Below are 23,841 nucleotides of genomic sequence, written 5' to 3'. Positions count from 1 at the left end.
GGCGTTAAGAAAGCTTTGCAATTTAGCAAAAAACGATTAGCACCACCAAATGTCTATTAAAAATAAAGCTCTCGCTGTTCACCTGTTCACCGCCACTGGCGCTGTTTTCGCAATGCTCGCTATGCTCGAGGCCGTTAAGGGCGATTGGCCCATGATGTTCTTATGGCTGGTTGTCGCCTTTTTTGTAGATGGCATCGACGGTCCGCTTGCCCGTAAATATGACGTCAAAACAAACGCTCCCTTGTTTGACGGGGTGCTGCTGGATTTGATCATTGATTACCTGACGTATGTGTTCATTCCGGCATTTGCGCTGTTCACATCAGGTTTGCTCGAAGGGTGGACCGGCTGGGCCACAATCATCGTAATTACCTTCACATCGGCGCTTTATTTCTGCGATACGCGCATGAAAACAAAAGACAATTCATTCTCGGGGTTTCCAGGGTGCTGGAACATGGCAGTGCTGGTTTTCTTCGCGCTGCAACCGGGGCACTGGATCATCTTGGCCGCAGTCATTGTGCTGGCAATCGCCATGTTTGCCCCTGTAAAATTCGTCCACCCTGTACGCACAAAGCGTTGGCGGACACTCACGCTGCCTACCGCATTGGCGTGGACGTTCTTTGCAGGATGGGCCGCTTGGGTACAGTTTGATTTGCAGCCCGTCGTTTACTGGGGCTTGATCCTGACGACGCTATATCTGCTTTTTGCCGGTGCAGTGCAGCAGGTTACTGAAAAAGACACCATGTAAACGCGCCGCTGACTTCAGCGACATTGGACACGAAAAAACGGCGGCCCTATGAAGGCCGCCGTTTGTCATTTCTGATGCCAGAAACAAACGCGGCTGATGGTGTTTCAGCCGCGTCCGCTTTTAGTTCATTGTGAAGAACTTGAACTTGGGATCATCCTCGGGAGACACTTCTGTGCCGACTGCATCGCTCATACCCCAGTTCAACACTTGGTGGTGGATCGGGATGTACTGCTGGTTTTCCTGAACAACGGCCCAAATATCAGCAATGGTTTGGTTGCGCTTGGCAAGGTCAGTTTCAGAGGCAAGGGATACAATTTTTGCATCAATCGCCGCATCAGAGAACCCTGTGTTGTTCCAAGAACCACGATCGCCGGAACGTGAGTGTGTCAGGAAGTTGAACACATATTCGGAATCGTATGTCGGCACGCCCCAACCCAACATGTAGAACTCTGTCTCGCCGTTTTGGATCAGCGGGAAGTGCTGTGCTTTGGGTTTCGCATCAAGGTTAACTGTAATGCCGATTTGCGCCAGCATACCAACGGACGCCTGACAGATGCCTTCGTCGTTCACATAGCGGTCATTCGGGCAATCAAGTTGAATGGAGAAACCATCTGCATAACCAGCTTCTGCCATCAACGCTTTTGCACCTTCAACGTCCGTCGCAGATGCGCCGTCCATTTCAGCAGTCCAACCGTTAACAAATGGCGGTGCAATCATGCCTGCTGGCTGTGACTGGCCACGCATAACGACCTGTTTGATCGCATCGCGGTTGATCGCCATAGACATCGCACGGCGGACGCGGACATCAGCCAGTGGGTTTGCGCCCTCTACGTTGTCGTTTTCAAGATCCGCTTTGCCTTGATCCATACCAAAGAAAATCACGCGGTTTTGCGGTGCTGTTTTCACGCTCAGGCCATCTGATGAATCAACGCGGCCCAAATCCTGTACCGGCACGTCTTGGATAAAGTCGACCTCACCTGACAGAAGTGCTGCAACACGTGTCGCGGCGTTTTGGATTGGTGTGTAAACGATCTCTGTCACTTCCAGTGGGAACTCATCTGCGCCCCAATAGCCATCGCGCTTTTTCAGGACTGTTTTGACGTCAGGCTCGCGGCTTTCAAGAGTGTATGGACCTGTGCCCATTGCGTTTGTTGCCGCAAATGTTGTCTCGCCGTTGGCGATGTCTTGCACGTTCACAACACCGTTCGCTTCGGTCCAGCCTTTGTCCATGATGAACAGGTTGGTGAAGTTGTTGGGCAGGATCGGATTTGGACCATCGGTTACGAATTCAACGGTCATGTCGTCTACGGCGCGCACTTCCACGATGGACGTCAGCAGCTCTTTCATGGCTGACTTTTCGGATTTTGCACGCTCGAAGCTGAACACAACATCTTCTGATGTGAAGGCAGAACCGTCAGAGAAAGTCACGCCTTCACGCAGCTTGAAGACCCAAACATTTGCGTCGCCTTCTTTGGGCGCCCATTCGGTTGCGAGGGCAGCTTGGAACGCGCCAGCTGTGTCACGAATGATCAGTGGTTCATAGATTTGGTGTGCCAACGTGTGTGTTGGACCTTCGTTTTGCGCATGGGGGTCAAGCGTCAAGCTGTCACCAGCACGCGCCCAACGCAGGCTTTCGGCTGAGGCCAGCGAGGTAGACGCCAAAAGAGTGGCAGCAAAAAGAGCGGTAGTCGTTTTCATGTAATCGTCTCCCAAAGTTACCCGAGCATCAAATGACTTGGCGGCACAAATGGCAAGAGGCTTGTGGGCCCAAAATCGATCAAACAGGATGACGGTAATTCAAACTCACGAACTGTCGTAAATAGACTGGACAGAACGCAAGTTGCACGTTTTTGTGGCAGTTATGAAAACGCCCCTGATTGATAACCTGCAATATTGCAACTGGTCCCGCAGCATCTTTGAACAAATGCGTGAAGGTGGCGTTGATGCTGTTCATGTCACTATTGTTTATCACGAGTCGTTTCGTGAAATGGTTCTGCAACTTGAAGCATGGAACCGTTGGTTTGAGACATGTGGCGATCTTATCATGCGCGGCACCACCGCCCAAGATGTGACACGCGCAATGGAGACAGGCCGCACAGCGATTTTCTTTGGGTTTCAAAACCCGTCGCCCATCGAAGATGACATTGGCCTGATTGAGATTTGCCACCAACTTGGTGTGCGGTTCATGCAGCTGACCTATAACAATCAGTCCCTGCTTGCGACCGGCTGCTATGAAGACGAGGACACGGGCCTTACCCGCTTTGGCAAACAGGCCATTGCCGAAATGAACCGCGTTGGTTTGGTTGTCGACATGTCGCACAGCGCTGATCGCTCAACTCTTGAGGCGATTGATCACTCGACCCGCCCCATTGCGATTACCCACGCAAACCCCGCTTGGTGGCATGCGGCAAAACGCAACAAATCCCACGAGGTTCTTAGTGCGCTCACCTCTGCTGGCGGCATGTTGGGCTTTTCGATTTATCCGCACCACCTAAGCGGTGGCCCTGCATGCACGCTGCAAAGTTTCTGCCAAATGATTGCAGAAGCTGCCTCGAAATATGGTGCCGAACATTTGGGAATCGGAACGGACCTTTGCCAAGATCAACCTGACAGCGTGGTCGAATGGATGCGTGTGGGACGATGGTCTAAGGTCATTGACTATGGCGAGGGGAGTGCCACCGATGCAGGTTTTCCCCCAATGCCCACATGGTTCAAAGACAACAGAGACTTCGACAACATTCGTCAAGGATTGCTCGCGACGGGCATGACAACCGGCGAAGTGAACGGCATTATGGGCGCGAATTGGCATCGTTTTTATGCTGACGCGTTTGGGCCTGCATGAAGGATTTCGCACCCCCACCACAGGCTAAGCTGCGCCCCGCATCGGACGTGATGAGCCTGCGTCGTTTGGGTGCATCATTCCCCACAAGGTTATCTTTTTTGCGCACGCTGTTGCGCAGGCTCTCGATCGAAAATGCAACGGTCACATGCCCCGTCTGGGAGATGAGCACGGATGGATACGGCCACGCAGTCATTAGCGTGCCGCTTGGCGGGCACGTATACTCCCTTGTTGCTGTCAGCACTGAACTTGATCCGGATGCACGCACCGACCGCGTGATTGCAACGGCGTGGGACACAGCATTTGTCCTTTATGACGGCATCCCATCCCAACCCGAAATCGACCGCATCGTAGCCACAGCACCCCATCAGGAAGCCTCGCGCTTCACCGCTTCTGATTTGGTCTTAAGCCGTGCAAATAAATCTGTGCGGCTTTGGTCGCACGTGGTTGAACGCCTTCAGGCAGGTTTGCAGCCAGATGAGCAAATGGTTCGCGAGACTGGCTACTTGATGCGCACAACGGCCGTATACGGAAACGGTAAATTTGGGATCGCGGATCGCGCTGACATAACAGAACGCGATGGGCTTTCGGGCCCGTTCCAAGCAGAAATGCTCACTGTTTGGCTGATCCGGCATTTCACGCATCTGTTGGTCGAACATGTGGGCCAAGCGCCCCTTGATGCGCATCTTAAGCGTCACCTTGGGATTGGCAATTCCACAGGGCTTGGTATGGCCCCGTTTTTGGTCACGCATCCTGTTTTGCTGAACAATTGGATCATGGTCCGCGAGACAGCATTGGCCCGTATCAGGGCATTAGAGGATTTGCCTCGCGGTGCTGCCGTAACGTTGCAAAACCTTGCCAAGCGCGCCGCAAAACATCTTTCGGAATGGATTGTCCCCGATGCCGTCGCCGCAGCGCGGATATCGACCCTGCAAGCAGAATGGGCAGAGATTGTTGGCTACCTTAATAGCGAAGCATGGCATGAAGCGGCCCAAAACCCCTTCCCGATAGAGGCGCTTTTACAGCAAGCCGAAGGCCTATCAGAGGACGCACAAGAGTTGCTCTGCGCCATGATCATCGAACCGTTTGGTGACTTGGTCGACGGGCTGGAAGAGTGCATGGCCGACCCCTTCGGCCCGCCCCGCCTAGCCCCATGCGACACCTCAGAGCTACATGCGCTGATCAATCGAGACTGGGCTTGGGCAACTGCCCGCGACTACAACGCACGGGACGAATGCGCACAATTTTGGTACATCTCAGAAGAGAAATTAGAACCCCGCCTTGGCAACCGTCACGAAGAAGATGGCGCTGACCTTGAAAGCCCCCTTGATATTGCGCGCCGCGTTGCGGCTTTGGCCAAAGACCTCCCTGCGTCCGGCTCACTGACTGCGTTTTTGGCCACACACCCAGAACACCGCTTTGCTGCCGAACGGGTGCAATGTCTAGACAAGCATCCCTACTCTGAAATCCGCGATAACCTGATCGGCGACACATGCCTGCCAATTGATATGCTGCGGTGTAAATTATCATTTTTTGGAGCCTCCAAATTTGATCCAAAGTCTGACCGCTGGACCCGCGTGACACTCTGCCAAGGCGCGCCTCTTGCAAATGAACTTAGTGCTGCTGATGATTGGTGGCTGCCAACATTTGGATCATGAGCAGTTCCTCAAAATCAGCAAATGAAGCAAACATGTTGCTTCAAAAAGCTGCCCGCGGTGCAGGGTTTGGTGTCGCTCAAGCCCGTGACTTTGGCACAGCAGCGTCTCTCCATCTTTACGCGTCACGAAGCGAAGTCGACTTGATCGACGCATTGAAGGATCCCGTTGGCCCAATCACAACACTGCCAGCCGTGATCGATGACCTACTTGACCCCACATCGGATGGATGTGGCGTCTTTACGGGACTGGCGCTCAGCTATTTTCAGACAGCAACAGCACGTCCTACGATCGGGCGTATTATGATGTCTGACGGTCTCAACGCGCACCTCAATACGCTGGCTGCAAAAACATATGTCCCCGCAAGTGATGCGTCACGACTGGCGGGTGCAGGCGCGGGCTTGACTGACAACGACTAAACTGGTGCGCGACGAATGGTCGTTGCTCCGTAAAATTGGCCCGATACAAAAAGGGCGCACCCAAACGGCACGCCCCTTTTTTTAGATTTTCTTGAGCGACCTCAACTTACTCAGCCGCGTCGCGGTAAGGGGCTGCGCCACCATAGGGGACGTTGACACCACCGTAGCGGCGCACGCGTACGTTGCACTGTTCGGCGTGACCAACAAAGCCTTCCATCATGCACAGGCGGCTGCCGTATTCGCCCACAAGGGTCGCAGCTTCATCCGTCAGCACGCGCTGGTAGCTGTGTGTTTTCAGGAACTTACCGACCCAAAGACCACCAGTATAGCGACCCGCCTTCTTGGTTGGCAGCGTGTGGTTGGTACCGATAACTTTATCACCATTTGCAACGTTTGTGCGAGGTCCAAGGAACAGCGCGCCATAGCTGGTCATGTTTTCAAGGAACCATTCATCACGGTCTGTCATGACTTGGATGTGCTCGGAACAAATCTCTTCAGAGACTTTCAACATCTCATCGTAGCTGTCGCACAAAATGACCTCACCGTACTCTTCCCAACTCACGCGTGCCGTGTCGCGTGTTGGCAAAATCTCAAGCAAACGTTCAATCTCGACCAGTGTTTCTTCAGCAAGTTTACGGCTGTTTGTGATCAAAACTGCGGGGCTGTTGTAGCCATGTTCGGCCTGACCCAAAATATCCGTGGCCACAATTTCCGCGTCCACAGTATCATCGGCAATCACGCAGGTTTCAGTTGGGCCGGCAAACAAATCAATTCCCACTTTACCAAACACCTGACGCTTGGCTTCCGCCACAAATTTGTTACCCGGGCCTACAATCATGTCGCAAGGCTTCACGCTTTCGGTACCGATGGCCATAGCGGCGACGGCCTGAATACCACCCAAAATCATGATCTCGTCAGCTCCGGCCAAATGCATCGCAGTCACAACAGCTGGATGCGGCTCACCATTCACGGGCGGGCTTGAAGCCACCACGCGCGGTACGCCCGCCACTTTAGCAGTCAGAACGGACATATGCGCAGACGCGATCATCGGGAACTTGCCGCCGGGCACATAGCAACCTGCGGATTGCACCGGAATGTTTTTGTGACCCAGCACAACACCCGGCATCGTCTCGACCTCAACATCCGTCATTGAGGCGCGTTGAATTTCGGCAAAGTTACGAATTTGCGCTTGGGCGAACTTGATATCGTCAATCTCGCGGCTGGTCAGTTTTGACATGGCTGCTTCGATTTCAGATTGGCTCAGGGCAAAACGCTCTGGTGAATAGTTGTCAAACTTGACAGACAAATCGCGCACCGCCGCATCACCGCGTGCTTCGACATCAGACAAGATGCCCTCAACGATGTCACGGGTCTGTTTATCATCAGCCGCTACGTCTTCTGCTGATTTGCCGCGCTTAAGATATTCAGCCATTTTAGGTCCCCCAATTTGGTTGGCGTCATGTCACCTTTCGCGTGACAATAGAGCGTTCCGTCTGTGGCTCAAGCAATTTTTGCAAAGGTATGCAAAGTGGTGTGTAGCTAAGGATTTACAGGGCACGTGAAGCGCTCATTCAATCAATGCGGTCTCGAAGTCACAGAATCACAAACGGGCAAGGCCCAATACGTCTTCGATTTGTTGCTCAATAATCTTGAGACAGTCATCATCGCTAAACGAATGATTTTTGCCGCGGACCAGCATTAGCCGAACATTTTCACCGCTGACATGGTCCAACAAACCAAGTGCAGTTTCCCGCGTGACTGATGCATCTTCGGTGCCCTGAACCATGCGAACAGCGAATGGTAATTCCAGAGGCTGACGCATCACCAGATTGTTGCGGCCATCTTCGATCAGGCGTTTGGTAATCGGGTATGGCACGCCATAATCCGACGGGACATGCACGACACCTTCGCGCTCAAGGATCTCACGGGTCGGTGCATCAAAGCTTGCGAAAAATCCGTCCTCGGTAAAATCGGGGGCCGCCGCGATGGTGACCATGCCCGCGACATCCACCAAACCTGCGCGCGCGATTAGAAATGAAATCCAGCCGCCCATTGATGAACCAACAAGGACAACAGGGCCCGAACTGACATGGGCAATCAAACCCTCGGCGTCAGCGTACCAATCACCGATTGCCCCATCAACGAACGCGCCTTCAGATACACCGTGTCCTGAATAATCAAAGCGTAAGAACGCGCGGCCTGAGCGTGCGGCCCATTCTTGCAAATAAACTGCTTTGCTGCCGGACATATCAGACATAAAGCCGCCCAAAAACACGACCAAAGGCCCTTTGCCTTCGGTCAGGTGGTAGGCAATTTTGCGGCCCGTGGGGGCCTGCCAAATAGACGGCTTAGTCACAGACCAAAACTCCGGATAGCGGGTCAATCAACGGCTCAAGATAGGCCCCGTCACTTCCGCGGCGGCTGACCGAATAGCACCCGTTAGGCGACTTATAGAGCGACGACGCACCGACACCTTCGGGAAGCGCACGTACGGCCTTTTTAGAGATACTCGCCGGTGTGCTCGGGGATGTCTCCGCGACACTGCCCGAGGTTTCGCCACAAGCTGTCAGGCCAAGGCACAGACCGAATGCGACTGCACCCTTCAACATATTATGGCCTAAAATCTTATTCATCGCACAGCGCCCCAACTCATTTTCCTATGCCCTAGGCTAAGACTTTCCCACGTAAGTTCAACAGCAAGCAGGCGCGTAATGCGACTAAACCAAAAGCGTGCTTGGATTATCTTGTGACTATATTGTCACCTGTATGCCCTAAGCGTATCCACTACAAATGGACAATATATTCAAAGCCATCGCTGACCCCTCACGTCGTGCACTGCTGCACGCACTTCTTGATCAAGACGGTCAAACGCTTACTGCCCTTGAAGAACGCCTTGATATGACCCGTTTCGGCGTGATGAAACACCTTAAAGTCTTGACTGCTGCAGGCCTCATCCAGACCCAAAAGAAAGGGCGGTTCAAGTATCACACCCTTACCCCATTGGCGCTTCTTGATGCGCTTGATACGTGGCTTGACCCGATGCGTATTCATCCATCCGTTCGTGATGTTATGACCCTTAAACCACATCTGGCCGAAGCCGCCCTGCCCGATTACACGCCGGATTTTGAGATGTCTTGCACACTTAAGGCGGCGCCAAAGCGGGTCTGGCAAGCGCTGACAAATCCGGATGAAATTCCGCATTATCACTTCATCACAGGTCAAGTTCTGCGCGACCGCGCACGACTGACCCACCACGCAAGTGACGGGGCGACCTTGCTTGAAACGATTGACCTAAACGTTGATCCTGAGCGCCGGCTTGAGCAGTCTTTTCGCCCGCTTTGGGGCGGCGAAACGCACACATCACTGGTGGCATTTACGCTTCAGGACGCCGGAGGTCACACACGGCTTACGATCGCGCACGATAAGTTGGGCACGTCAGACACTGCGATGCCCGAAGCATGGGCACGGTATATCACCAACTTGAATGCCTTTCTGACCCACGGCACATCACAATTCGCGACGTGACGTAGGCAAGCCTAAGTTTATCCAAACGCTGCGCCTGCCCCATTGCAGTCCGCTCACAACGGGTTAGGTCTTGGACAAAGATCATCACCGGCCAACCGGCTGGTCACAATTCCAAGAGGTCGCATATGAGCTACACGCCCCCAAAAGTCTGGACATGGGACAGCGCATCAGGAGGCAAGTTTGCCTCAATCAACCGCCCCGTCGCGGGCCCCACCCATGACGCAGATTTGCCAAGTGGCGTACACCCGCTGCAACTTCACTCACTTGCAACACCGAACGGCGTCAAAGTCACAGTAATGCTCGAAGAGCTGTTGGCCGCAGGCTACTCTGGCGCTGAGTACGACGCATGGTTGATTAACATCCAAGAAGGCCACCAATTCTCAACCGGCTTTGTCGACGTAAATCCCAACTCAAAAATTCCTGCGCTTTTTGACAAAGACACCGGCGTGCGGGTGTTCGAGTCCGGTGCAATCCTTTTGTATCTGGCAGAGAAATTTGATGCGTTCCTCCCAAAAGATGTCGAGGCACGGACCGAGACGCTGAACTGGCTCTTTTGGCTGCAGGGTTCCGCCCCCTATTTGGGCGGCGGTTTTGGCCACTTTTTCGCCTACGCACCTGAAAAATTCGAATACGCCATCAACCGCTTCACGATGGAGGCTAAGCGCCAACTCGACGTGCTTGAACGCAACCTTGAAGACCGTGAATATTTGGCAGGCGATGAGTACACGATTGCGGATATTGCAACGGTTCCGTGGTACGGCGCAGTGGTCAAAGACTTGGTTTACCCCGGCGCACAGGAGTTTCTGGATGCGGCAAGCTATACCAATGTGACCCGCTGGGCAGAAAACATCATGGCGCGCCCTGCCTATGTGCGCGGCAACAAGGTAAACCGTGCGTGGGGTGAGCCAGAAAACCAATTGCATGAGCGCCACGACGCCTCAGACTTTGACACGAAAACCCAAGACAAGTTGGCGCAAGACTAGCCGCCAATACGTTTCAGCGCTGCGCCAGCTGTAGTCTTGGCGCAGCGCCGCGCACAGCCTAACGGCATAACCGAAACCCGCGCTTGACGATTTTGGCAACAAACGGCACAACGGCGCCGAACCCCACCCGCAACCGCGCGCTTTTGTAGGCGCGAAACTGACGAAAGGGCACGCCAATGAGCGCCCAAATTACCCTCACCCTCCCCGATGGATCACAGCGCAGCTTCGACGCAGGCGTCACACCCGCCGAAGTAGCGACATCCATCGCCACAAGCCTTGGCAAAAAGGCTATTTCCGCAACTGTGGACGACCAACATTGGGACCTACAATGGCCCATAAATACCGACGCGGCGATTGCCATCAACACCATGAAAGACGCCGAGCCTGCGCTTAAGTTGATCCGTCACGATCTGGCGCACATCATGGCGCGCGCAGTTCAAGAGATTTGGCCAGACGTCAAAGTCACAATCGGGCCTGTTATCGACAATGGTTGGTATTACGATTTTGACCGCAAAGAACCTTTCACACCCGAAGATCTGGGTGCCATCGAAAAGAAGATGAAAGAGATCATCAACTTGCGGGACGCAGTGCGCACCGAAGTCTGGGAGCGCGACGTTGCGATCAAATATTACGAAGATCGCGGTGAGCCTTACAAAGTTGAATTGATCGAAGCGATCCCGGGCGATGAGCCGCTTCGGATGTATTGGCACGGCGATTGGCAAGACCTGTGCCGCGGCCCGCACTTGCAACACACAGGTCAAGTGCCCGCGGATGCGTTCAAATTGATGTCTGTGGCGGGTGCCTACTGGCGCGGCGACAGCGACCGCGCAATGCTACAACGTATCTACGGCGTGGCATTCCAGAACAAAGAGGACCTGCGCAAATACCTCAACATGCTTGAGGAAGCCGCAAAGCGCGATCACCGTAAACTGGGCCGCGAGATGGACCTGTTCCACATGCAAGAGGAAGCGCCAGGTCAGGTTTTCTGGCACCCTAACGGCTGGACGGTGTACACATTGCTGCAGGACTATATGCGCCGTAAACAGCGTGGTGGCGGCTACGTTGAAGTGAACACACCGCAAGTGGTTGACCGCAAACTATGGGAAGCTTCAGGCCACTGGGACAAATACCAAGAGAACATGTTCATCGTTGAAGTCGACGAAGAGCACGCCCGTGAAAAAGCGGTGAACGCACTGAAGCCGATGAACTGCCCGTGTCACGTGCAGATCTTCAACCAAGGCCTGAAATCATACCGCGACCTGCCACTCCGGATGGCAGAGTTTGGCAGCTGTAACCGCTACGAGCCTTCGGGCGCGCTGCACGGCATCATGCGCGTGCGCGGTTTCACACAAGATGACGGGCACATCTTCTGTTCCGAGGACGACATCACAGCAGAGACCAAGAAGTTCATCGACTTTCTTGCTGAAATCTACGCCGACCTTGGGTTTACAGATTGGACAATCAAGCTCTCTACCCGCCCAGAAAAGCGGATCGGATCGGATGAAAGCTGGGACCGCGTTGAGGCCGCATTGGGTGATGCATGTCAGAACGCAGGCTACGCTTATGAACTTCTGGAGGGTGAAGGCGCATTTTATGGCCCGAAACTTGAGTTCACATTGACCGACGCCATCGGCCGCAACTGGCAATGCGGCACGCTGCAGGTTGACCCCAACTTGCCAGAGCGACTTGATGCAACTTTTGTAGGTTCTGACAACGAACGCCACCGCCCCGTTATGCTGCACCGCGCTGTTTTGGGCAGTTTTGAACGCTTCATCGGCATTTTGATCGAAGAGCACGCTGGCAAACTTCCGTTCTGGTTGGCCCCGCGTCAGGTTGTCGTGGCTGCAATTATCTCGGACGCCAATGACTATGTGTTGCAAAAAGTTGAAGAACTGCGCGCAGCCGGCATCCGCGCTGAAGCAGACATTCGCAACGAGAAAATCAACTACAAAGTGCGCGAACACAGCTTGGGTAAAGTGCCAGTGATCTTGGCGGTCGGCGCCCGCGAAGTTGAAGAAGGAACCGTCTCAATCCGCCGTCTCGGCGAAAAACAGACGTCCGTGCAAAGTTTCGCAGAGACCCTTCCACAGCTTGCAGAAGACGCGACACCGCCCGATTTACGGAGCTGAAACATCTCCAGTCATTGCACAGAGATGTGCTCAATTTGACGACTGTAAATGTTACAAAGGCCGCCTCATGTGCATGCACGGGGCGGCTTTTTGCTGTTTGTACTGACACAAACAGCCCCGATTGGCGCAAAAGCGCGGCCCAAACCATAACGACAGATCACGGCCCCGTGCATCACGCGCCCGTGAGTGGCAACTTATCGCCTTCAAGCGCAATCTGAAGTCATTCCTGATGTTTTAGGGACCTTGACACACACTCTTGAAAGGACGTTCACATGTCGACAACAGTTAAATCACTCGCAGTAGCCGCTTCTATCGCAGCAGCGCTGACCTCTCACGCAACCGTTTCTGAAGCTGCAGGCGCAAAAGAGAAATGCTACGGCGTATCGCTTGCAGGCAAAAACGATTGCGCCGCAGGCCCGGGTACAACGTGCGCAGGCACCTCAACAGTTGATTACCAAGGCAACGCATGGACACTTGTTGCGGCTGGCACATGTGACACCCTTGAAGTTGACGGCGACCGCATGGGATCACTTGAGCCGCTTGAGCGTGACCTGCCGGCATAATCTGATACACTGGTACACGCGCGGGGGACGACCTTGCGCGTGTACATTCTAAAGATCGCCGAAAGTTTATTCATGTTTGACCACTCCAACACCCCCGATTTTGCCAAGCTGCCGCACGGCGTTGGCGTGGGGTATAAACCGCAGCATTTTTCCGAGATTATGGCATCCGACGGCGCGGTTGATTGGCTTGAAGTACACGCCGAAAACTACATGGGTGACGGCGGGCGCCCCCTTGCACAGCTTGAAGCGCTTGGCGCGAAATACCCTCTCTCCATTCACGGTGTTGGGCTGTCTATTGGCTCGGAAGGGCCACTTGATCCTGCGCATTTGAAACGGCTCCAGAAACTTTGTGACCGCGTGAACCCTGCAAGTTTTTCAGAACATCTTGCGTGGTCGACCCATGACATGGGCTTTCTAAACGATCTATTGCCCCTACCCTACACAGACCAAACGCTGACCACAGTCGCCGCCCATATTGATCAGGTGCAAAATACCCTCGGCCGTCAGATGCTGTTGGAAAATCCGTCCAACTATCTCGCGTTCAAAGAAACCCAAATGCCCGAGGTGGAATTCTTTGCACAATTGGTCGAACGTACCGGCTGCGGACTACTGCTGGATGTAAACAATGTATTCATCTCAGCCACCAACCAGCAAACAGACCCTCTCTCGTATCTAAACGCATTTCCGCTGGCTCATGTGGGCGAAATACACATGGGTGGCCATGACCACGATCTTGATGACCACGGCGCGCCGTTGCTTATTGATAGCCACGGGCGTGAGGTGGCTGAACCCGTTTGGGTGCTCCTAGATCATGTGTTGCGCACGGCTGGATCACGCCCCGTGTTGATAGAATGGGATACGGATGTGCCCGAATGGCCCGTGCTAGCAACCGAGGCCGCACGCGCCAAAACCGCTTTGCAAACGGCGGTCCCCGCGTGATTTCCCAAGATGCATTCACGCAGGCGTTGCTTGATCCAAACGCAGCAACACCTGCGGGATTGATTGATCCGAAAGGCGAAACGGCCCCCAAACGCTTTGCTGTCTATCGCAACAACGTTGCAGTTAGCCTGACCAATGCCCTGAAAGAAGGGTTTCCAGTGGTACACAAACTGGTTGGCGACGATTTTTTCACGGCTATGGCCAGCATTTTCATTCGCAAACATCCCCCTCAAAACCCATTGATGATGCATTATGGTGCGGAGCTTCCCAACTTTTTGACCAACTTTGCCCCCGCAGCGAAGCTTGGTTACCTTCCCGATGTGGCACGTCTCGAGTTAGCCATGCGCAAAAGTTACCACGCGGCAGATGCACGTCCAGTTGCTGCTGACTTGCTCAGCTCAATTGAGCCAGACGCGTTGATGAGTATGTATTTAACGCTGGCGCCAGCGGTACAGATCTTACGCTCTAGGTGGCCCATTTACAGTATCTGGGCGGCAAATATGTTGGATGCGGAACCGCCCAACGGTGCGGGAGGCCAAGCTGTCTTGATAACCCGAGCCGAATTTGACCCGGTGCCACATCTACTTGGTGTTGGTGCGGCAACCTTTATTGGCGCCCTCGCAGAACATAACTTCGGCACCGCCCACGACACGGCCCTTACCGCAGCACCCAACTTTGACCTAACCGCAGCCCTTGGTGCGCTGCTGGCGGGCAATGCGATCACTTCCATCACAGAAAGCCCCCTGACATGAATACGCTTATCTCTTTGCATAACGCGATCTTTGCGCGTCTCTCTGCCGCTGGTGACATCATCACACCCACGTTGGCGCGGTTCGTGTTTGGCGCGGTTCTAATGCAATATTATTGGGCATCAGCGGGCACAAAACTTGACGGCTTTCTCAGCCCATCTGATGGCGGCTACATCCAAATATTTCCCAAAGCTGTTGAAGCTGCTGGCTATGATACGTCACAACTCGGGGTTTTTCACTGGGTGGTTGTGATGGCGGGGACATACGCGGAATACATCCTGCCGCTTCTGATTATCATTGGCCTTCTGACACGCCTCGCAGCAATTGGTATGGTCGGCTTTGTGTCTTTACAGTCCATCGTCGACATTACCGGACATGGTGTGGGCGGGGCAGATTTGGGTGCATGGTTTGATAAAGCTTCAGGCGCGTTGATCATGGATCAGCGCACACTTTGGGTCTTTGTGTTGCTCGTTTTGGTTGTACGCGGTGCCGGTCCGTTTTCAGTAGACCGGTTATTAAAGCGCACCGTCGTCTAAAGCCAAATTGCCTTCGCAGCCGCATCCCAACCAATTGTTGTATGATCTTGGGACGCAATAATCGGTCGCTTCATCAATGTGGGATGCGCCAGCAACAGTTCGATCGGTGCGATCTGACGCTCCTCTTCCGACAAGCCACGCCAGGTGGTTGAGCGCGTATTCAACAGCTTTTCGCCAAACAGATCGTAGAAAACCTTAAGCTGTGCCTCGCTTAGCGGAGCATCACGTACATCGTGCAATACAGAACCCTCAATCTCTTTGAGCGCTTTGCGGCACGTATCGCACGCCTTAATCCCGTAAATAGTGATGGTCATTTATTTCGAAGCTCCTGCATTCTTGTTACTTGATTTTCAAACTACGGTGCTAGCTAATTCATTACACAGTTCGTTCCAGCGGCGCACCGCTTGAATAAAATCACGATTGCCGCCAAGCGCGGTTCGACACTAAGGAGATAGCGGATGGCTACTGGCACCGTAAAATGGTTCAACCAAACAAAAGGTTACGGCTTCATCGCACCGGATGATGGCGGCAAAGACATTTTTGTACATATTTCGGCTGTTGAAGCCGCTGGCTTGCGCGGCTTGAACGACGACCAAAAAATTCAGTACGAAATGATTTCAGGTCGCGATGGCCGTGAAAGTGCTGGTGAGTTGGTTCTGCTTTAACTGACAACCAAGCGTTACCAAATCCGAAGGCCCGCAACGATTGATCGTGGCGGGCTTTTTTGTTTGCAACAGGGTAAGTGCACCTAGTGACTGTGCGAAGTCCCACCATGCGAATGATATGTGACATGGCTGTGGCGCTTTACATGGCTGTGCGTGATCACGTGTTTGTGGCGCTTTCGAGCGTGCGAAACAGGGGGCATCATCGCCTGCTGATAGCTTCCAGCATTTGGCTTGCCACAGCAAATAACACCACTAATCGTGACTGGCTGCAAACCCGCAGGGCAATAGTTGGCAGCGCTGTCATAGCGGTAAACACGGTCCCCAGCTGATGCCGCAATGGTCATTGTACAAACCAGTCCGGCACACAGTACAACTGTTTTGATCATAGTAACTCCCTGCACTGACGCGCATTACTCGTTAACATTCCTACGGTGCCGCGTTGCACCGCATAGGTCAAACTCTACGACGGAAACGGTCTGTTTCCAAAACCATGACGCTCTGATTAGTTGGGCTTGGCAATCGCCATAAATTCGCGCCACTCACCTTTGGACATGCCGGATGTTTCTTGGGTCACTTCTTCACCTGACAACATACGACGCAAACACTCAACGCCACGACCAGACAACTGTGCGCCGCCCATGCGGTAATCTTCAAACGCGCCATACGCAAAGGGCACCCAATCTTTGACCACATCACAGATCGCATCAGCGTAAACACGTATTTCATATTGTGCATGGCTGTCCGCGCGCAGGCGCAGGAAATGGAAAAGGTTGTGCAAGTCCACTTTCCAATACCACTGGGTATAAATGTTGGCAGGCAGGTTCATCCGCGCAAGTTCTCGTGCCAACCCTTGCTGGCCATCTTCACTGATCATCTCTTCGTAGTGATCATAAGCGCGGTTGCTATCGGCCTTCAGGAATTCAAGCACCCGTGCTGCCTCATCCCCCTGAAGTGCTTCGCCGCGACCTTGGTTGTTAATCACAGACTGCGCTGCAAGATGCTCGGGTGCGGGGATATAGAACTCACGGTCAAGAATTGAGTAGCGCGCGGAATACTCGTTCACGTTTGCTGTGCGGTGACGTATCCATTGACGAGCTACAAAAACCGGCAACTTCACGTGCAGCTTGATCTCACACATTTCAAACGGTGTGGAGTGCCAGTGGCGCATCAGATACCGGATCAGGCCTTCGTCATTTTGCACTGACTTGGTACCCTTACCGTAACTTACCCGTGCCGCTTGTGTAATTGCGTTGTCATCGCCCATGTAATCAATGACGCGGATAAAGCCGTGATCCAGAACAGGTTTCGCCTCATACAAATGTGCTTCCATACCAGGCACTGTGGCGCGCGCTGTTTGGTGACGCATAGCGCGTTGTGCATCGATTTCGGCTTGTTGCTCGGGCGTTACAGGCATGGTGTTGTCTTTCTGTCCAGATTCGCCTTTGCACTATATCTGGGAACTGCCCATCAATAAACGCCCATATGCTGGGGTTTTTCGCCGCTGGCTTGTTGACTTAAATCACCAGAAATTAGACTATCGGGCTGTGTAGTGATTGCCAGTGTAAGGGTTGAAATGTTGGGTCTTTTTCCGCGATTGATGATTGCAACCCTTGGCTTTGCGCCACTTTTGGGATGTGGCGGTGACGGGACGAACCCGTTCATCATCGATAGCATTCCAGCACAAGACACCACAAGCGACCCAAACACCGGTGCAGAAGCCACGCCAGACAACCGCTTTTTGTTCAGCCCATCCGAGAACCTCATTCTAAACTCAGTTGATTTTGATGAAACAACCAATCAGTTGGTCCTGAATAACCTTCCGTTCGACAACTCTGACATAACCGGTGGTATTTACGAGCAGGTTCAACAGATTAACGCGCGCACCATCGAATACCGAAACGAGCGCGCAGGCGATCAACCTTTTGACACCTACTACGCCGTCTTCATCCGCTCTCCCGAATACGAAGCAACTGCGGTTGCTTCAGGCGATTACCTTGGCTTTGGCTATGGCGGCGCAAACCTTCGGCGCATCGGCAACACGATCACCCTACCGGGCGTTGCCACCTACACCTACGCCGGCGATTATGCGGGGTACCGCACGTTTGATCAGGGACGCGGCGGGATTGAACTGGTGACCGGTGACATCCGCATTGATGTCGATTTTGCAGATATTGATGTGGTCGAAAACATCGGCGGCACCCTGCGCGGCGCAATTACAAATAGGCAACGTGCTGCCCCCGGTGGCGGCGCTGCGATCCCAAGTGCGCTCCCTAATGTATTGCTTGTGGACACTGAATTTAATCGTGACGGAGAAATCAACGAAGCCGAGGCCGGAACTGCCTTTGAGGGCGACCCGCGCGACAGCGGTATTTATGACGGCGGCTTCAACGGCGAAGATGCCGCAGCCGTTGCAGGGTTCATAAAGATTGAAGGTGTCGCAGGTATTCAGCGTGTGGGGTTCGATACGGTCACATATTCGCAGGTCATTGATGGACAAGCACAGCTCTTTACTCAAACAAGTCTGCCGAATGATTTGCGCGATGTCCGTGAACGTATTGGGCGTGGCCAAGTCATTGCAGACTTCGCATTCCAGCTGCCTGCGGGTGCTACTCTGGTTGAACGTGAAACCGATACGATTGTGCTCAGTTCAGAGTTCAACGCCCGTGAAGTTGGTGTTTTCAGCACAGATAGCGTCAACCGCGATCCGTGACGTGGTGAGGCGCCCTGTCCCACTGTGCATTTGCCTATTGGCATTCGCCATAGGCGCGCCCCAAACAGTGATGGCCCAAAGCTCAGATCAGTTACGTCTGAGCAAAGAAGAAGCACGAGTATTTGCGCAAACCTTGGTTAATCAATCCGAGCCGCGCGCCGCTCGTGAGGTGGCACTTGGACTTTTGCGTGCCGACCCTGACGATGTTTCAGCACTTTTTTCACTGGCGGCAGCTGAGCGTTTAATGGGTAGGTCCACTACCGCACGGTTTGCTGCCAAAAGAGCGTTTAGCAAAGCCACAATCGGGTCAGAAAAATTTGCAGCGGCGATCCTTGTTGCTGAAAGTCATCTTCGTGATGGGCAACATACCCGCGCCCAAATTTGGCTAAGACGTGCCGAACCTTTTGCGCGTGGTGCAGCGCAACAAACGGCACTTGCCAGAAACTATGCGCAAGTTGCGCGAGCGAACCCGCTTACTTTTGAGTTGGAATTTCGCGCAGGACCGAACAGTAACATCAACAACGCCCCCAAGGCAGACAGCCTAATTTTCAACGGGATCGAAATTGCTGCGAGCGGTGCCAGCCTTGCGCTTTCCGGAACCGAAATTTCTTACGGGCTAAAGCTTCGTCACAAACGCCCATCAAATGACGGCACCGCGTTGTCTTTTGGGGCGCGGCTGAACGCCATCAATTACTGGCTGTCAAACTCCGCAAAGACCCAAGCCCCCGACGTGCGCCCAAGCGACTTTGCATTTTATGAGCTTGGAATTGACGCGCACTACGACGCAAAGCTCACAGCGAATGCAGTCAACGCCCTCCGCTTTGAAATTGGCGCAAACTGGTACGGCGGCGAAAGGCTGACCAATTTTGCAAAAGTAGAAGCAGAGCAGCGCTTTCGTTGGGGGAGCGCGGCGACTGGCGCAATTGGGTTTGGAATTACGCGCAATGAAAGGCTAGACGCCGATGAGCGATCCTCGACTGTGGCCTCGGCAACGCTCAAAAGAACACAGACCTTTGCGGGTGGGTCACGCCTGAGCTGGTCAGCAAGCATTTCAAACACAGCGTCACGTTCAGCCCTCATTGAGCACGCAAGCCTGTTCGCAAATATCACCTACGCGCCAGCGAAACCGATATTTGGAGCCACAGCGGAATTTGGCGTTTCATTTGGTCAGCGTGATTATGCACAAGTTGTCAGCATTTTTGGTCCAGATAGCCGCAAAGATACGCAAGCAGGGATCCGCGCGCAGTTTTTACTGGAAAAGATCAATCTCTACGGATTTGCACCGCTGGTAACCCTGTCCGCCTCAAGCACAGAATCAAACATCAACCGCTATGATATCCGGCAAACAGGTGTATCATTGGGGATAGCGTCGGTCTTCTGATCGGCAATCGAATTCTCAAAGCGAAGGAGCCAAAAACATGGCCTTAACTTACCTGCACACGATGGTTCGCGTGAAAAACCTGGAGGCATCAATGGCTTTTTTCGAGCTGTTAGGCCTGAAAGAAACGCACCGCACTGACCACGAAGGAGGGCGCTTTACTCTGGTTTTCATGGCCGCCCCCGGTCAGGAAGAGACGCCAGTTGAGTTGACCTACAACTGGGACGGCGATGATGAATTGCCTTCAGATAGCCGCCATTTTGGACATCTGGCATACCGCGTAGACAACATCTACGAAGCCTGTCAGCATTTTATGGATAACGGCGTAACGATAAACCGCCCGCCCCATGATGGGCGCATGGCTTTTGTTCGCTCACCAGACAATATCAGTATTGAATTGCTACAAGCAGGCGAGGCATTGGCGCCTGCAGAACCTTGGGCCAGCATGAAAAACACTGGTCACTGGTAAAGACACCACGTTCTAACCATCCCTACTGCGACTAACGTCAGGTTGGTTCTGCTGAACATTCGTTAATGTAAAATCAAAGGAGTGCGGACATCCCGCGCTCCTTTTGCCTAAGTGGACGTAGCCAACACTTAATAGATGTATCGGATTTGATCAGTCCAGTAACGTTCCACGCGTTTCAGCCCATGCGTAATGTCATCCAGGCTTTCCAGATCAAGCACCTGATGCGCCTGTAGACCATCTGCGTGGCGTGCAAATAACTCATCTACCACTTTACAGACATGCCGGCCGTTCTCAGTTAGCTTTACCCGAACAGAGCGACGGTCAATTTCGCACCGCTGGTGGTGCATATATCCCATCTCAACGAGTTTTTTGAGGTTATAGCTTACGTTACTGCCTTGGTAGTACCCGCGTGATTTAAGCTCTCCGGCGGTGACTTCATTATGACCGATGTTGAATAACAGCAGCGCCTGAACGGCATTGATGTCGAGCAAGCCAACCCGCTCAAACTCATCTTTCAAAACATCGAGGAGCAGCCTATGCAGCCGCTCCACCAGTGACAGCGCATCAAGGTAACTTGAGGCAAATGGGTCTTTTTGCTGGGTAATGCCCGATCCGGGAAGATTTCCTTGCATGCTCATGGCCGTGCCTCCGTCAACTAAATGTTGCGCAAGGCTTAGAGACCAATCGCTAATTACCGGTTAAAACGCCGCCATCTTTCAGCATGTGCGCGGAAATCTCTGAAATCATATCCAAAAATGTAGGCGGTGTTTCGACCTGACCCGTGATCCACTGATACAGATCGTGGTCATTTTCAGCCAATAGCGCGTCATATGTGACCAACTCACCGTCGGTCATTTCACGCAGTTTACTATCCGCATAGTCCATCAAAATGACATCCATCTCTTTGATGCCCCGCCGGATTGAGCGCATGTAAAGACGCTTGATTTGCGTCTCGCGCGGCTCGTCGGCAGGCGGGATTGGCTGTGGAATTTGGGGAAGTTCGCTCATGTGCCTGCCTTAATTGCAGCGCGCAGGCGCTTTTCAACAATGCCCATACGCTCGGTTTCGCGGTAAATTCGTGCTTTGATGGCGCGAAGTTCCAACAACAATTCATCAACACCGTCAGGCAAATCCTGACCCATATCTGGGGCCTCTACACCCTCGCCTTCGCCGTTCAACAACCAGCTGAAAGACACGCCGATAATGCCCGCCATCATAGTCAACCGGTTGGCGCGCGGCTCGGACAGATCCTCCTCCCACGATTGCATTGTGGACAGTTTCACACCAAGCCGCTTGGCAAGTTGTGCTTGGGTCATGCCAGCCGCCTCACGCGCGCCGGCAAGACGATCCCCGAAAGTAGAGGTGTCCTCGCTAAACCAATCTTCGTTTTGCTGTGTCACATCTTCCATTACATGCCTCTTCCGTCTAAGGGATATTTTAATCGTTCTAACACATTCTTATCACCGAGCAAAACGGAGCCTACAATGTCTTTTCTGTCCAAAACACTCGATCGCGTCAAACCGTCACCGACGATTGCCGTGACGACCCTTGCTGGTGAGTTGAAGGCAAAAGGCATGGATGTGATCGGCCTTGGTGCAGGTGAGCCGGACTTTGACACTCCGCAAAACATCAAAGACGCAGCCGTTGCAGCAATCGCTGCAGGGAAAACCAAATACACCGCCCCCGACGGCATTCCTGAGTTGAAGCAAGCAATCTGTGACAAGCTAAAACGCGACAACGGACTTGAGTACACCCCCGCACAGATCAGCGTGGGCACTGGCGGCAAGCAGACGCTTTATAACGCCTTCATGGCAACGCTAAACGAAGGCGACGAGGTCATTATCCCCGCCCCATATTGGGTCAGTTATCCGGATATGGTTTTGCTGGGTGGCGGCACGCCCGTAGCCGTTGAAGCGACCCTTGAGAACAACTTCAAAATCACTGCGGAACAGCTTGAAGCAGCGATCACGCCTAAAACAAAATGGTTTATCTTCAACTCGCCCTCAAACCCAACGGGTGCGGGCTATTCAGCAGATGAGCTGAAAAAACTCACAGACGTGCTGCTAAAGCATCCGCATGTTTGGATCATGACAGACGATATGTACGAGCATCTGGCATATGATGATTTCAAATTTGCGACCCCTGCGGAAGTAGAGCCTAAGCTTTATGATCGCACTCTGACATGCAACGGCGTTTCCAAAGCCTATGCGATGACCGGATGGCGCATCGGATATGCGGCGGGTCCAGAGAACGTGATCAAAGCGATGCGTAAAGTGCAGTCGCAATCAACATCGAACCCCTGCTCTATCAGCCAGTGGGCCGCCGTTGAGGCACTGAACGGCACGCAACACTTTTTGCCCGAGCATAACGTGGTCTTCAAACGCCGCCGCGACATGGTTGTGGACATGCTGAACGCAATTGACGGCGTCACCTGCCCCACGCCTGAAGGTGCGTTCTATGTATACCCCAACATCGCCGGTCTGATTGGAAAAACGACACCCAAGGGCACCGTCATTGAAAACGACGAGGCTTTCTCGACCGCGCTTTTGGAAGACACAGGTGTGGCCGTGGTGTTCGGTGCAGCATTCGGACTTTCGCCAAACTTCCGCGTCAGCTACGCTACATCAGACGACAACCTGAAAGAAGCCTGCACGCGTATCCAAACTTTCTGCGCAGCCCTAAGCTAAGCGAGAGACCTTATGAGTAGCGATCTACCCGAGTACTATTTCCGCATCCGTGAAAACGGCGCGCAGGTATTTCGGGTGGACGCAGAAAACCGTCAACGGCGCATAGACATGGAGCCGCTGGCGGCTCTCAACATTCGCAACAGCGAGATAAAACCGCAAGGCGACCGTGAGCTAAGCGAGGCTGATCTTGCGATGATCCGTGAATGGATGGAAGAGCGTCAAGAGTTGCTCGCAGCCCGTGATATGGATGACATCCATCGTGCGATTGACAGTCTGAACCTGACTGCTCAATGGGCGCAATCCAAAGCCAGTGACGATCAGCTTGAGGAAGTAACCGACGCACTGCTACTCGCCATGCACGACCTGCGTAGCGTATTGGTGCGCAAAAAAGCAGATCGCATCGTGGGCAAAGACTAGCCCACCTGTTGGTGTACCTCGATCACATTGCCTTCGGGATCGTGAAAAAATACCTGATGCCATTCCTTAGCAAAGGCCGTTCCGTAATCTGAGTACGGCACATTATTCTCATCCAAAAGCTTCAAAAACGCCGCGATATCATCGGTCCGAAATGCGATGTGCCCCCGGTCCACGGGGTTGATGGTTTGGCCATTCTTAAACGCTACATCCAAGTTCCGCTCGGCCAGATGCATCTGCATCCCACCATCTGTGGCAAAGCGGATTGAACCACTGTAGCCCGCCTCTTCGGTCTCATCCGTGCGTGGAAAATTATCTTGAGGAATGTCATCAAGCCCGAGCAGACCAGTGTAAAAATCATGCATGCGGTCAACGTCGCGGGACACAAAATTGATATGGTGGAATTCAAGATTCATCGAAAACGCTCCTCAAATAA

General features: G+C 53.3%; 27 protein-coding genes. 17 read left to right on the top strand and 10 right to left on the bottom strand.

The window, feature by feature from the left end; all coding sequences use genetic code 11:
* Positions 1-49: 49 nt before the first annotated feature.
* A complete protein-coding gene (locus NIG5292_RS02420) occupies positions 50-745 on the top strand; it encodes a CDP-alcohol phosphatidyltransferase family protein (RefSeq protein ID WP_048597774.1) in 696 nt (231 codons plus the stop codon).
* Positions 746-865: 120 nt separating this feature from the next.
* Here NIG5292_RS02420 and NIG5292_RS02415 read toward each other — a convergent pair whose 3' ends face one another.
* Entirely contained in the window at positions 866-2,443 is a 1,578-nt protein-coding gene (locus tag NIG5292_RS02415; RefSeq protein ID WP_048597773.1) for an ABC transporter substrate-binding protein, read from the bottom strand.
* A gap of 163 nt (positions 2,444-2,606) precedes the next feature.
* On the opposite strand from NIG5292_RS02415, the gene NIG5292_RS02410 reads away from it, so the two are divergent.
* The 3 genes from NIG5292_RS02410 to NIG5292_RS02400 are packed head-to-tail and all read left to right on the top strand — an operon-like array spanning position 2,607 to position 5,658.
* Positions 2,607-3,587, top strand: coding sequence for a membrane dipeptidase (locus tag NIG5292_RS02410; RefSeq protein WP_048598165.1), 981 nt, complete (start codon positions 2,607-2,609; stop codon positions 3,585-3,587).
* Complete coding sequence (locus NIG5292_RS02405; protein WP_048597772.1) at positions 3,584-5,242, top strand: hypothetical protein; 1,659 nt, start codon at positions 3,584-3,586, stop codon at positions 5,240-5,242. The genes NIG5292_RS02410 and NIG5292_RS02405 overlap by 4 nt, the downstream gene beginning before the upstream one ends.
* A 32-nt stretch (positions 5,243-5,274) precedes the next feature.
* On the top strand, positions 5,275-5,658 hold the full coding sequence (locus NIG5292_RS02400) for a hypothetical protein (protein WP_048597771.1): 384 nt from the start codon (positions 5,275-5,277) through the stop codon (positions 5,656-5,658).
* Between the two features lie 106 nt (positions 5,659-5,764).
* Here NIG5292_RS02400 and hisD read toward each other — a convergent pair whose 3' ends face one another.
* From hisD to NIG5292_RS02385, 3 genes are all read right to left on the bottom strand, one after another.
* Entirely contained in the window at positions 5,765-7,090 is a 1,326-nt protein-coding gene (gene hisD / locus NIG5292_RS02395) for a histidinol dehydrogenase (protein WP_048597770.1), read from the bottom strand.
* 168 nt (positions 7,091-7,258) lie between these two features.
* Positions 7,259-8,014, bottom strand: a complete 756-nt coding sequence (locus NIG5292_RS02390; protein WP_048597769.1) for an alpha/beta hydrolase — start codon at positions 8,012-8,014, stop codon at positions 7,259-7,261.
* Entirely contained in the window at positions 8,007-8,291 is a 285-nt protein-coding gene (locus NIG5292_RS02385) for a hypothetical protein (RefSeq protein WP_048597768.1), read from the bottom strand. The genes NIG5292_RS02390 and NIG5292_RS02385 overlap by 8 nt, the downstream gene beginning before the upstream one ends.
* A gap of 157 nt (positions 8,292-8,448) precedes the next feature.
* Between NIG5292_RS02385 and NIG5292_RS02380 the strand changes: the two genes are divergently transcribed.
* The 7 genes from NIG5292_RS02380 (at position 8,449) to NIG5292_RS02350 (ending at position 15,082) form a co-directional block, all read left to right on the top strand.
* On the top strand, positions 8,449-9,183 hold the full coding sequence (locus NIG5292_RS02380; protein ID WP_048597767.1) for an ArsR/SmtB family transcription factor: 735 nt from the start codon (positions 8,449-8,451) through the stop codon (positions 9,181-9,183).
* Between the two features lie 125 nt (positions 9,184-9,308).
* Complete coding sequence (gene yghU / locus NIG5292_RS02375; RefSeq protein WP_048597766.1) at positions 9,309-10,166, top strand: glutathione-dependent disulfide-bond oxidoreductase; 858 nt, start codon at positions 9,309-9,311, stop codon at positions 10,164-10,166.
* Between the two features lie 176 nt (positions 10,167-10,342).
* Complete coding sequence (thrS, locus tag NIG5292_RS02370; RefSeq protein ID WP_048597765.1) at positions 10,343-12,295, top strand: threonine--tRNA ligase; 1,953 nt, start codon at positions 10,343-10,345, stop codon at positions 12,293-12,295.
* Positions 12,296-12,567: 272 nt separating this feature from the next.
* Positions 12,568-12,858 (top strand): BufA1 family periplasmic bufferin-type metallophore, encoded by a 291-nt coding sequence (locus tag NIG5292_RS02365; RefSeq protein ID WP_048597764.1) that lies wholly within the window; start codon positions 12,568-12,570, stop codon positions 12,856-12,858.
* A 72-nt stretch (positions 12,859-12,930) separates the two neighbouring features.
* Positions 12,931-13,797: an MNIO family bufferin maturase gene (gene bufB, locus NIG5292_RS02360; RefSeq protein WP_048597763.1), complete on the top strand. Its 867-nt coding sequence runs from the start codon at positions 12,931-12,933 to the stop codon at positions 13,795-13,797.
* Entirely contained in the window at positions 13,794-14,549 is a 756-nt protein-coding gene (locus NIG5292_RS02355) for an HvfC/BufC N-terminal domain-containing protein (RefSeq protein WP_233488151.1), read from the top strand. The genes bufB and NIG5292_RS02355 overlap by 4 nt, the downstream gene beginning before the upstream one ends.
* Positions 14,546-15,082, top strand: a complete 537-nt coding sequence (locus NIG5292_RS02350; protein WP_048597762.1) for a DoxX family membrane protein — start codon at positions 14,546-14,548, stop codon at positions 15,080-15,082. Before NIG5292_RS02355 ends, NIG5292_RS02350 begins: the two co-directional genes overlap by 4 nt.
* Here NIG5292_RS02350 and NIG5292_RS02345 read toward each other — a convergent pair.
* Positions 15,079-15,396 (bottom strand): arsenate reductase family protein, encoded by a 318-nt coding sequence (locus NIG5292_RS02345; RefSeq protein ID WP_306372339.1) that lies wholly within the window; start codon positions 15,394-15,396, stop codon positions 15,079-15,081. The genes NIG5292_RS02350 and NIG5292_RS02345 overlap by 4 nt on opposite strands.
* Before the next feature lie 144 nt (positions 15,397-15,540).
* Between NIG5292_RS02345 and NIG5292_RS02340 the strand changes: the two genes are divergently transcribed.
* Positions 15,541-15,747 carry a cold-shock protein gene (locus NIG5292_RS02340; protein WP_048597761.1) on the top strand — a complete coding sequence of 69 codons (207 nt, stop codon included), beginning with the start codon at positions 15,541-15,543 and terminating at the stop codon, positions 15,745-15,747.
* A gap of 502 nt (positions 15,748-16,249) precedes the next feature.
* Here the strand turns inward: NIG5292_RS02340 and thyX are convergent.
* The gene (thyX, locus tag NIG5292_RS02330; RefSeq protein WP_048597760.1) at positions 16,250-17,161 is read right to left on the bottom strand and encodes an FAD-dependent thymidylate synthase; all 912 of its coding nucleotides are present in this window, start codon (positions 17,159-17,161) and stop codon (positions 16,250-16,252) included.
* A 159-nt stretch (positions 17,162-17,320) separates the two neighbouring features.
* Here thyX and NIG5292_RS14925 point away from each other — a divergent pair, with 159 nt between their 5' ends.
* From NIG5292_RS14925 to NIG5292_RS02315, 3 genes are all read left to right on the top strand, one after another.
* A complete protein-coding gene (locus tag NIG5292_RS14925; protein WP_048597759.1) occupies positions 17,321-18,457 on the top strand; it encodes a hypothetical protein in 1,137 nt (378 codons plus the stop codon).
* Between the two features lie 70 nt (positions 18,458-18,527).
* Entirely contained in the window at positions 18,528-19,838 is a 1,311-nt protein-coding gene (locus tag NIG5292_RS02320) for a surface lipoprotein assembly modifier (protein ID WP_048597758.1), read from the top strand.
* Between the two features lie 37 nt (positions 19,839-19,875).
* Entirely contained in the window at positions 19,876-20,304 is a 429-nt protein-coding gene (locus NIG5292_RS02315) for a VOC family protein (RefSeq protein WP_048597757.1), read from the top strand.
* 128 nt (positions 20,305-20,432) lie between these two features.
* On the opposite strand, the gene NIG5292_RS02310 is transcribed toward NIG5292_RS02315, so the two are convergent.
* Genes NIG5292_RS02310 through NIG5292_RS02300 form a run of 3 tightly spaced genes read right to left on the bottom strand, consistent with a single transcriptional unit; the run spans position 20,433 to position 21,713 of the window.
* A complete protein-coding gene (locus NIG5292_RS02310) occupies positions 20,433-20,936 on the bottom strand; it encodes a MarR family winged helix-turn-helix transcriptional regulator (protein WP_048598161.1) in 504 nt (167 codons plus the stop codon).
* Positions 20,937-20,991: 55 nt separating this feature from the next.
* A complete protein-coding gene (locus NIG5292_RS02305; protein WP_048597756.1) occupies positions 20,992-21,312 on the bottom strand; it encodes a succinate dehydrogenase assembly factor 2 in 321 nt (106 codons plus the stop codon).
* Positions 21,309-21,713 (bottom strand): helix-turn-helix domain-containing protein, encoded by a 405-nt coding sequence (locus NIG5292_RS02300; RefSeq protein WP_048597755.1) that lies wholly within the window; start codon positions 21,711-21,713, stop codon positions 21,309-21,311. Before NIG5292_RS02300 ends, NIG5292_RS02305 begins: the two co-directional genes overlap by 4 nt.
* A 75-nt stretch (positions 21,714-21,788) precedes the next feature.
* On the opposite strand from NIG5292_RS02300, the gene NIG5292_RS02295 reads away from it, so the two are divergent.
* Positions 21,789-22,991: a pyridoxal phosphate-dependent aminotransferase gene (locus tag NIG5292_RS02295; protein ID WP_048597754.1), complete on the top strand. Its 1,203-nt coding sequence runs from the start codon at positions 21,789-21,791 to the stop codon at positions 22,989-22,991.
* A gap of 12 nt (positions 22,992-23,003) precedes the next feature.
* Complete coding sequence (locus NIG5292_RS02290) at positions 23,004-23,408, top strand: hypothetical protein (RefSeq protein ID WP_048597753.1); 405 nt, start codon at positions 23,004-23,006, stop codon at positions 23,406-23,408.
* On the opposite strand, the gene NIG5292_RS02285 is transcribed toward NIG5292_RS02290, so the two are convergent.
* Positions 23,405-23,821, bottom strand: a complete 417-nt coding sequence (locus NIG5292_RS02285; protein WP_048597752.1) for a VOC family protein — start codon at positions 23,819-23,821, stop codon at positions 23,405-23,407. The two genes, NIG5292_RS02290 and NIG5292_RS02285, sit on opposite strands and share 4 nt — an antisense overlap.
* Between the last annotated feature and the right edge of the window lie 20 nt (positions 23,822-23,841).

This window comes from Nereida ignava (assembly GCF_001049735.1).
Lineage (GTDB): Bacteria > Pseudomonadota > Alphaproteobacteria > Rhodobacterales > Rhodobacteraceae > Nereida > Nereida ignava.
Note: the sequence above shows the minus strand (reverse complement) of the source record. Positions and strands in the feature narration are given on the sequence as shown.

Coding starts and splice junctions, on each gene's coding strand:
- NIG5292_RS02420 (WP_048597774.1), top strand. CDS start 50: ATGTCTATTAAAAATAAAGCTCTCGCTGTTCACCTGTTCACCGCCACT.
- NIG5292_RS02415 (WP_048597773.1), bottom strand. CDS start 2,443: ATGAAAACGACTACCGCTCTTTTTGCTGCCACTCTTTTGGCGTCTACC.
- NIG5292_RS02410 (WP_048598165.1), top strand. CDS start 2,607: ATGAAAACGCCCCTGATTGATAACCTGCAATATTGCAACTGGTCCCGC.
- NIG5292_RS02405 (WP_048597772.1), top strand. CDS start 3,584: ATGAAGGATTTCGCACCCCCACCACAGGCTAAGCTGCGCCCCGCATCG.
- NIG5292_RS02400 (WP_048597771.1), top strand. CDS start 5,275: ATGTTGCTTCAAAAAGCTGCCCGCGGTGCAGGGTTTGGTGTCGCTCAA.
- hisD (WP_048597770.1), bottom strand. CDS start 7,090: ATGGCTGAATATCTTAAGCGCGGCAAATCAGCAGAAGACGTAGCGGCT.
- NIG5292_RS02385 (WP_048597768.1), bottom strand. CDS start 8,291: ATGAATAAGATTTTAGGCCATAATATGTTGAAGGGTGCAGTCGCATTC.
- NIG5292_RS02380 (WP_048597767.1), top strand. CDS start 8,449: ATGGACAATATATTCAAAGCCATCGCTGACCCCTCACGTCGTGCACTG.
- yghU (WP_048597766.1), top strand. CDS start 9,309: ATGAGCTACACGCCCCCAAAAGTCTGGACATGGGACAGCGCATCAGGA.
- thrS (WP_048597765.1), top strand. CDS start 10,343: ATGAGCGCCCAAATTACCCTCACCCTCCCCGATGGATCACAGCGCAGC.
- NIG5292_RS02365 (WP_048597764.1), top strand. CDS start 12,568: ATGTCGACAACAGTTAAATCACTCGCAGTAGCCGCTTCTATCGCAGCA.
- bufB (WP_048597763.1), top strand. CDS start 12,931: ATGTTTGACCACTCCAACACCCCCGATTTTGCCAAGCTGCCGCACGGC.
- NIG5292_RS02350 (WP_048597762.1), top strand. CDS start 14,546: ATGAATACGCTTATCTCTTTGCATAACGCGATCTTTGCGCGTCTCTCT.
- NIG5292_RS02345 (WP_306372339.1), bottom strand. CDS start 15,396: ATGACCATCACTATTTACGGGATTAAGGCGTGCGATACGTGCCGCAAA.
- NIG5292_RS02340 (WP_048597761.1), top strand. CDS start 15,541: ATGGCTACTGGCACCGTAAAATGGTTCAACCAAACAAAAGGTTACGGC.
- thyX (WP_048597760.1), bottom strand. CDS start 17,161: ATGCCTGTAACGCCCGAGCAACAAGCCGAAATCGATGCACAACGCGCT.
- NIG5292_RS14925 (WP_048597759.1), top strand. CDS start 17,321: ATGTTGGGTCTTTTTCCGCGATTGATGATTGCAACCCTTGGCTTTGCG.
- NIG5292_RS02320 (WP_048597758.1), top strand. CDS start 18,528: ATGGCCCAAAGCTCAGATCAGTTACGTCTGAGCAAAGAAGAAGCACGA.
- NIG5292_RS02315 (WP_048597757.1), top strand. CDS start 19,876: ATGGCCTTAACTTACCTGCACACGATGGTTCGCGTGAAAAACCTGGAG.
- NIG5292_RS02310 (WP_048598161.1), bottom strand. CDS start 20,936: ATGCAAGGAAATCTTCCCGGATCGGGCATTACCCAGCAAAAAGACCCA.
- NIG5292_RS02305 (WP_048597756.1), bottom strand. CDS start 21,312: ATGAGCGAACTTCCCCAAATTCCACAGCCAATCCCGCCTGCCGACGAG.
- NIG5292_RS02300 (WP_048597755.1), bottom strand. CDS start 21,713: ATGGAAGATGTGACACAGCAAAACGAAGATTGGTTTAGCGAGGACACC.
- NIG5292_RS02295 (WP_048597754.1), top strand. CDS start 21,789: ATGTCTTTTCTGTCCAAAACACTCGATCGCGTCAAACCGTCACCGACG.
- NIG5292_RS02290 (WP_048597753.1), top strand. CDS start 23,004: ATGAGTAGCGATCTACCCGAGTACTATTTCCGCATCCGTGAAAACGGC.
- NIG5292_RS02285 (WP_048597752.1), bottom strand. CDS start 23,821: ATGAATCTTGAATTCCACCATATCAATTTTGTGTCCCGCGACGTTGAC.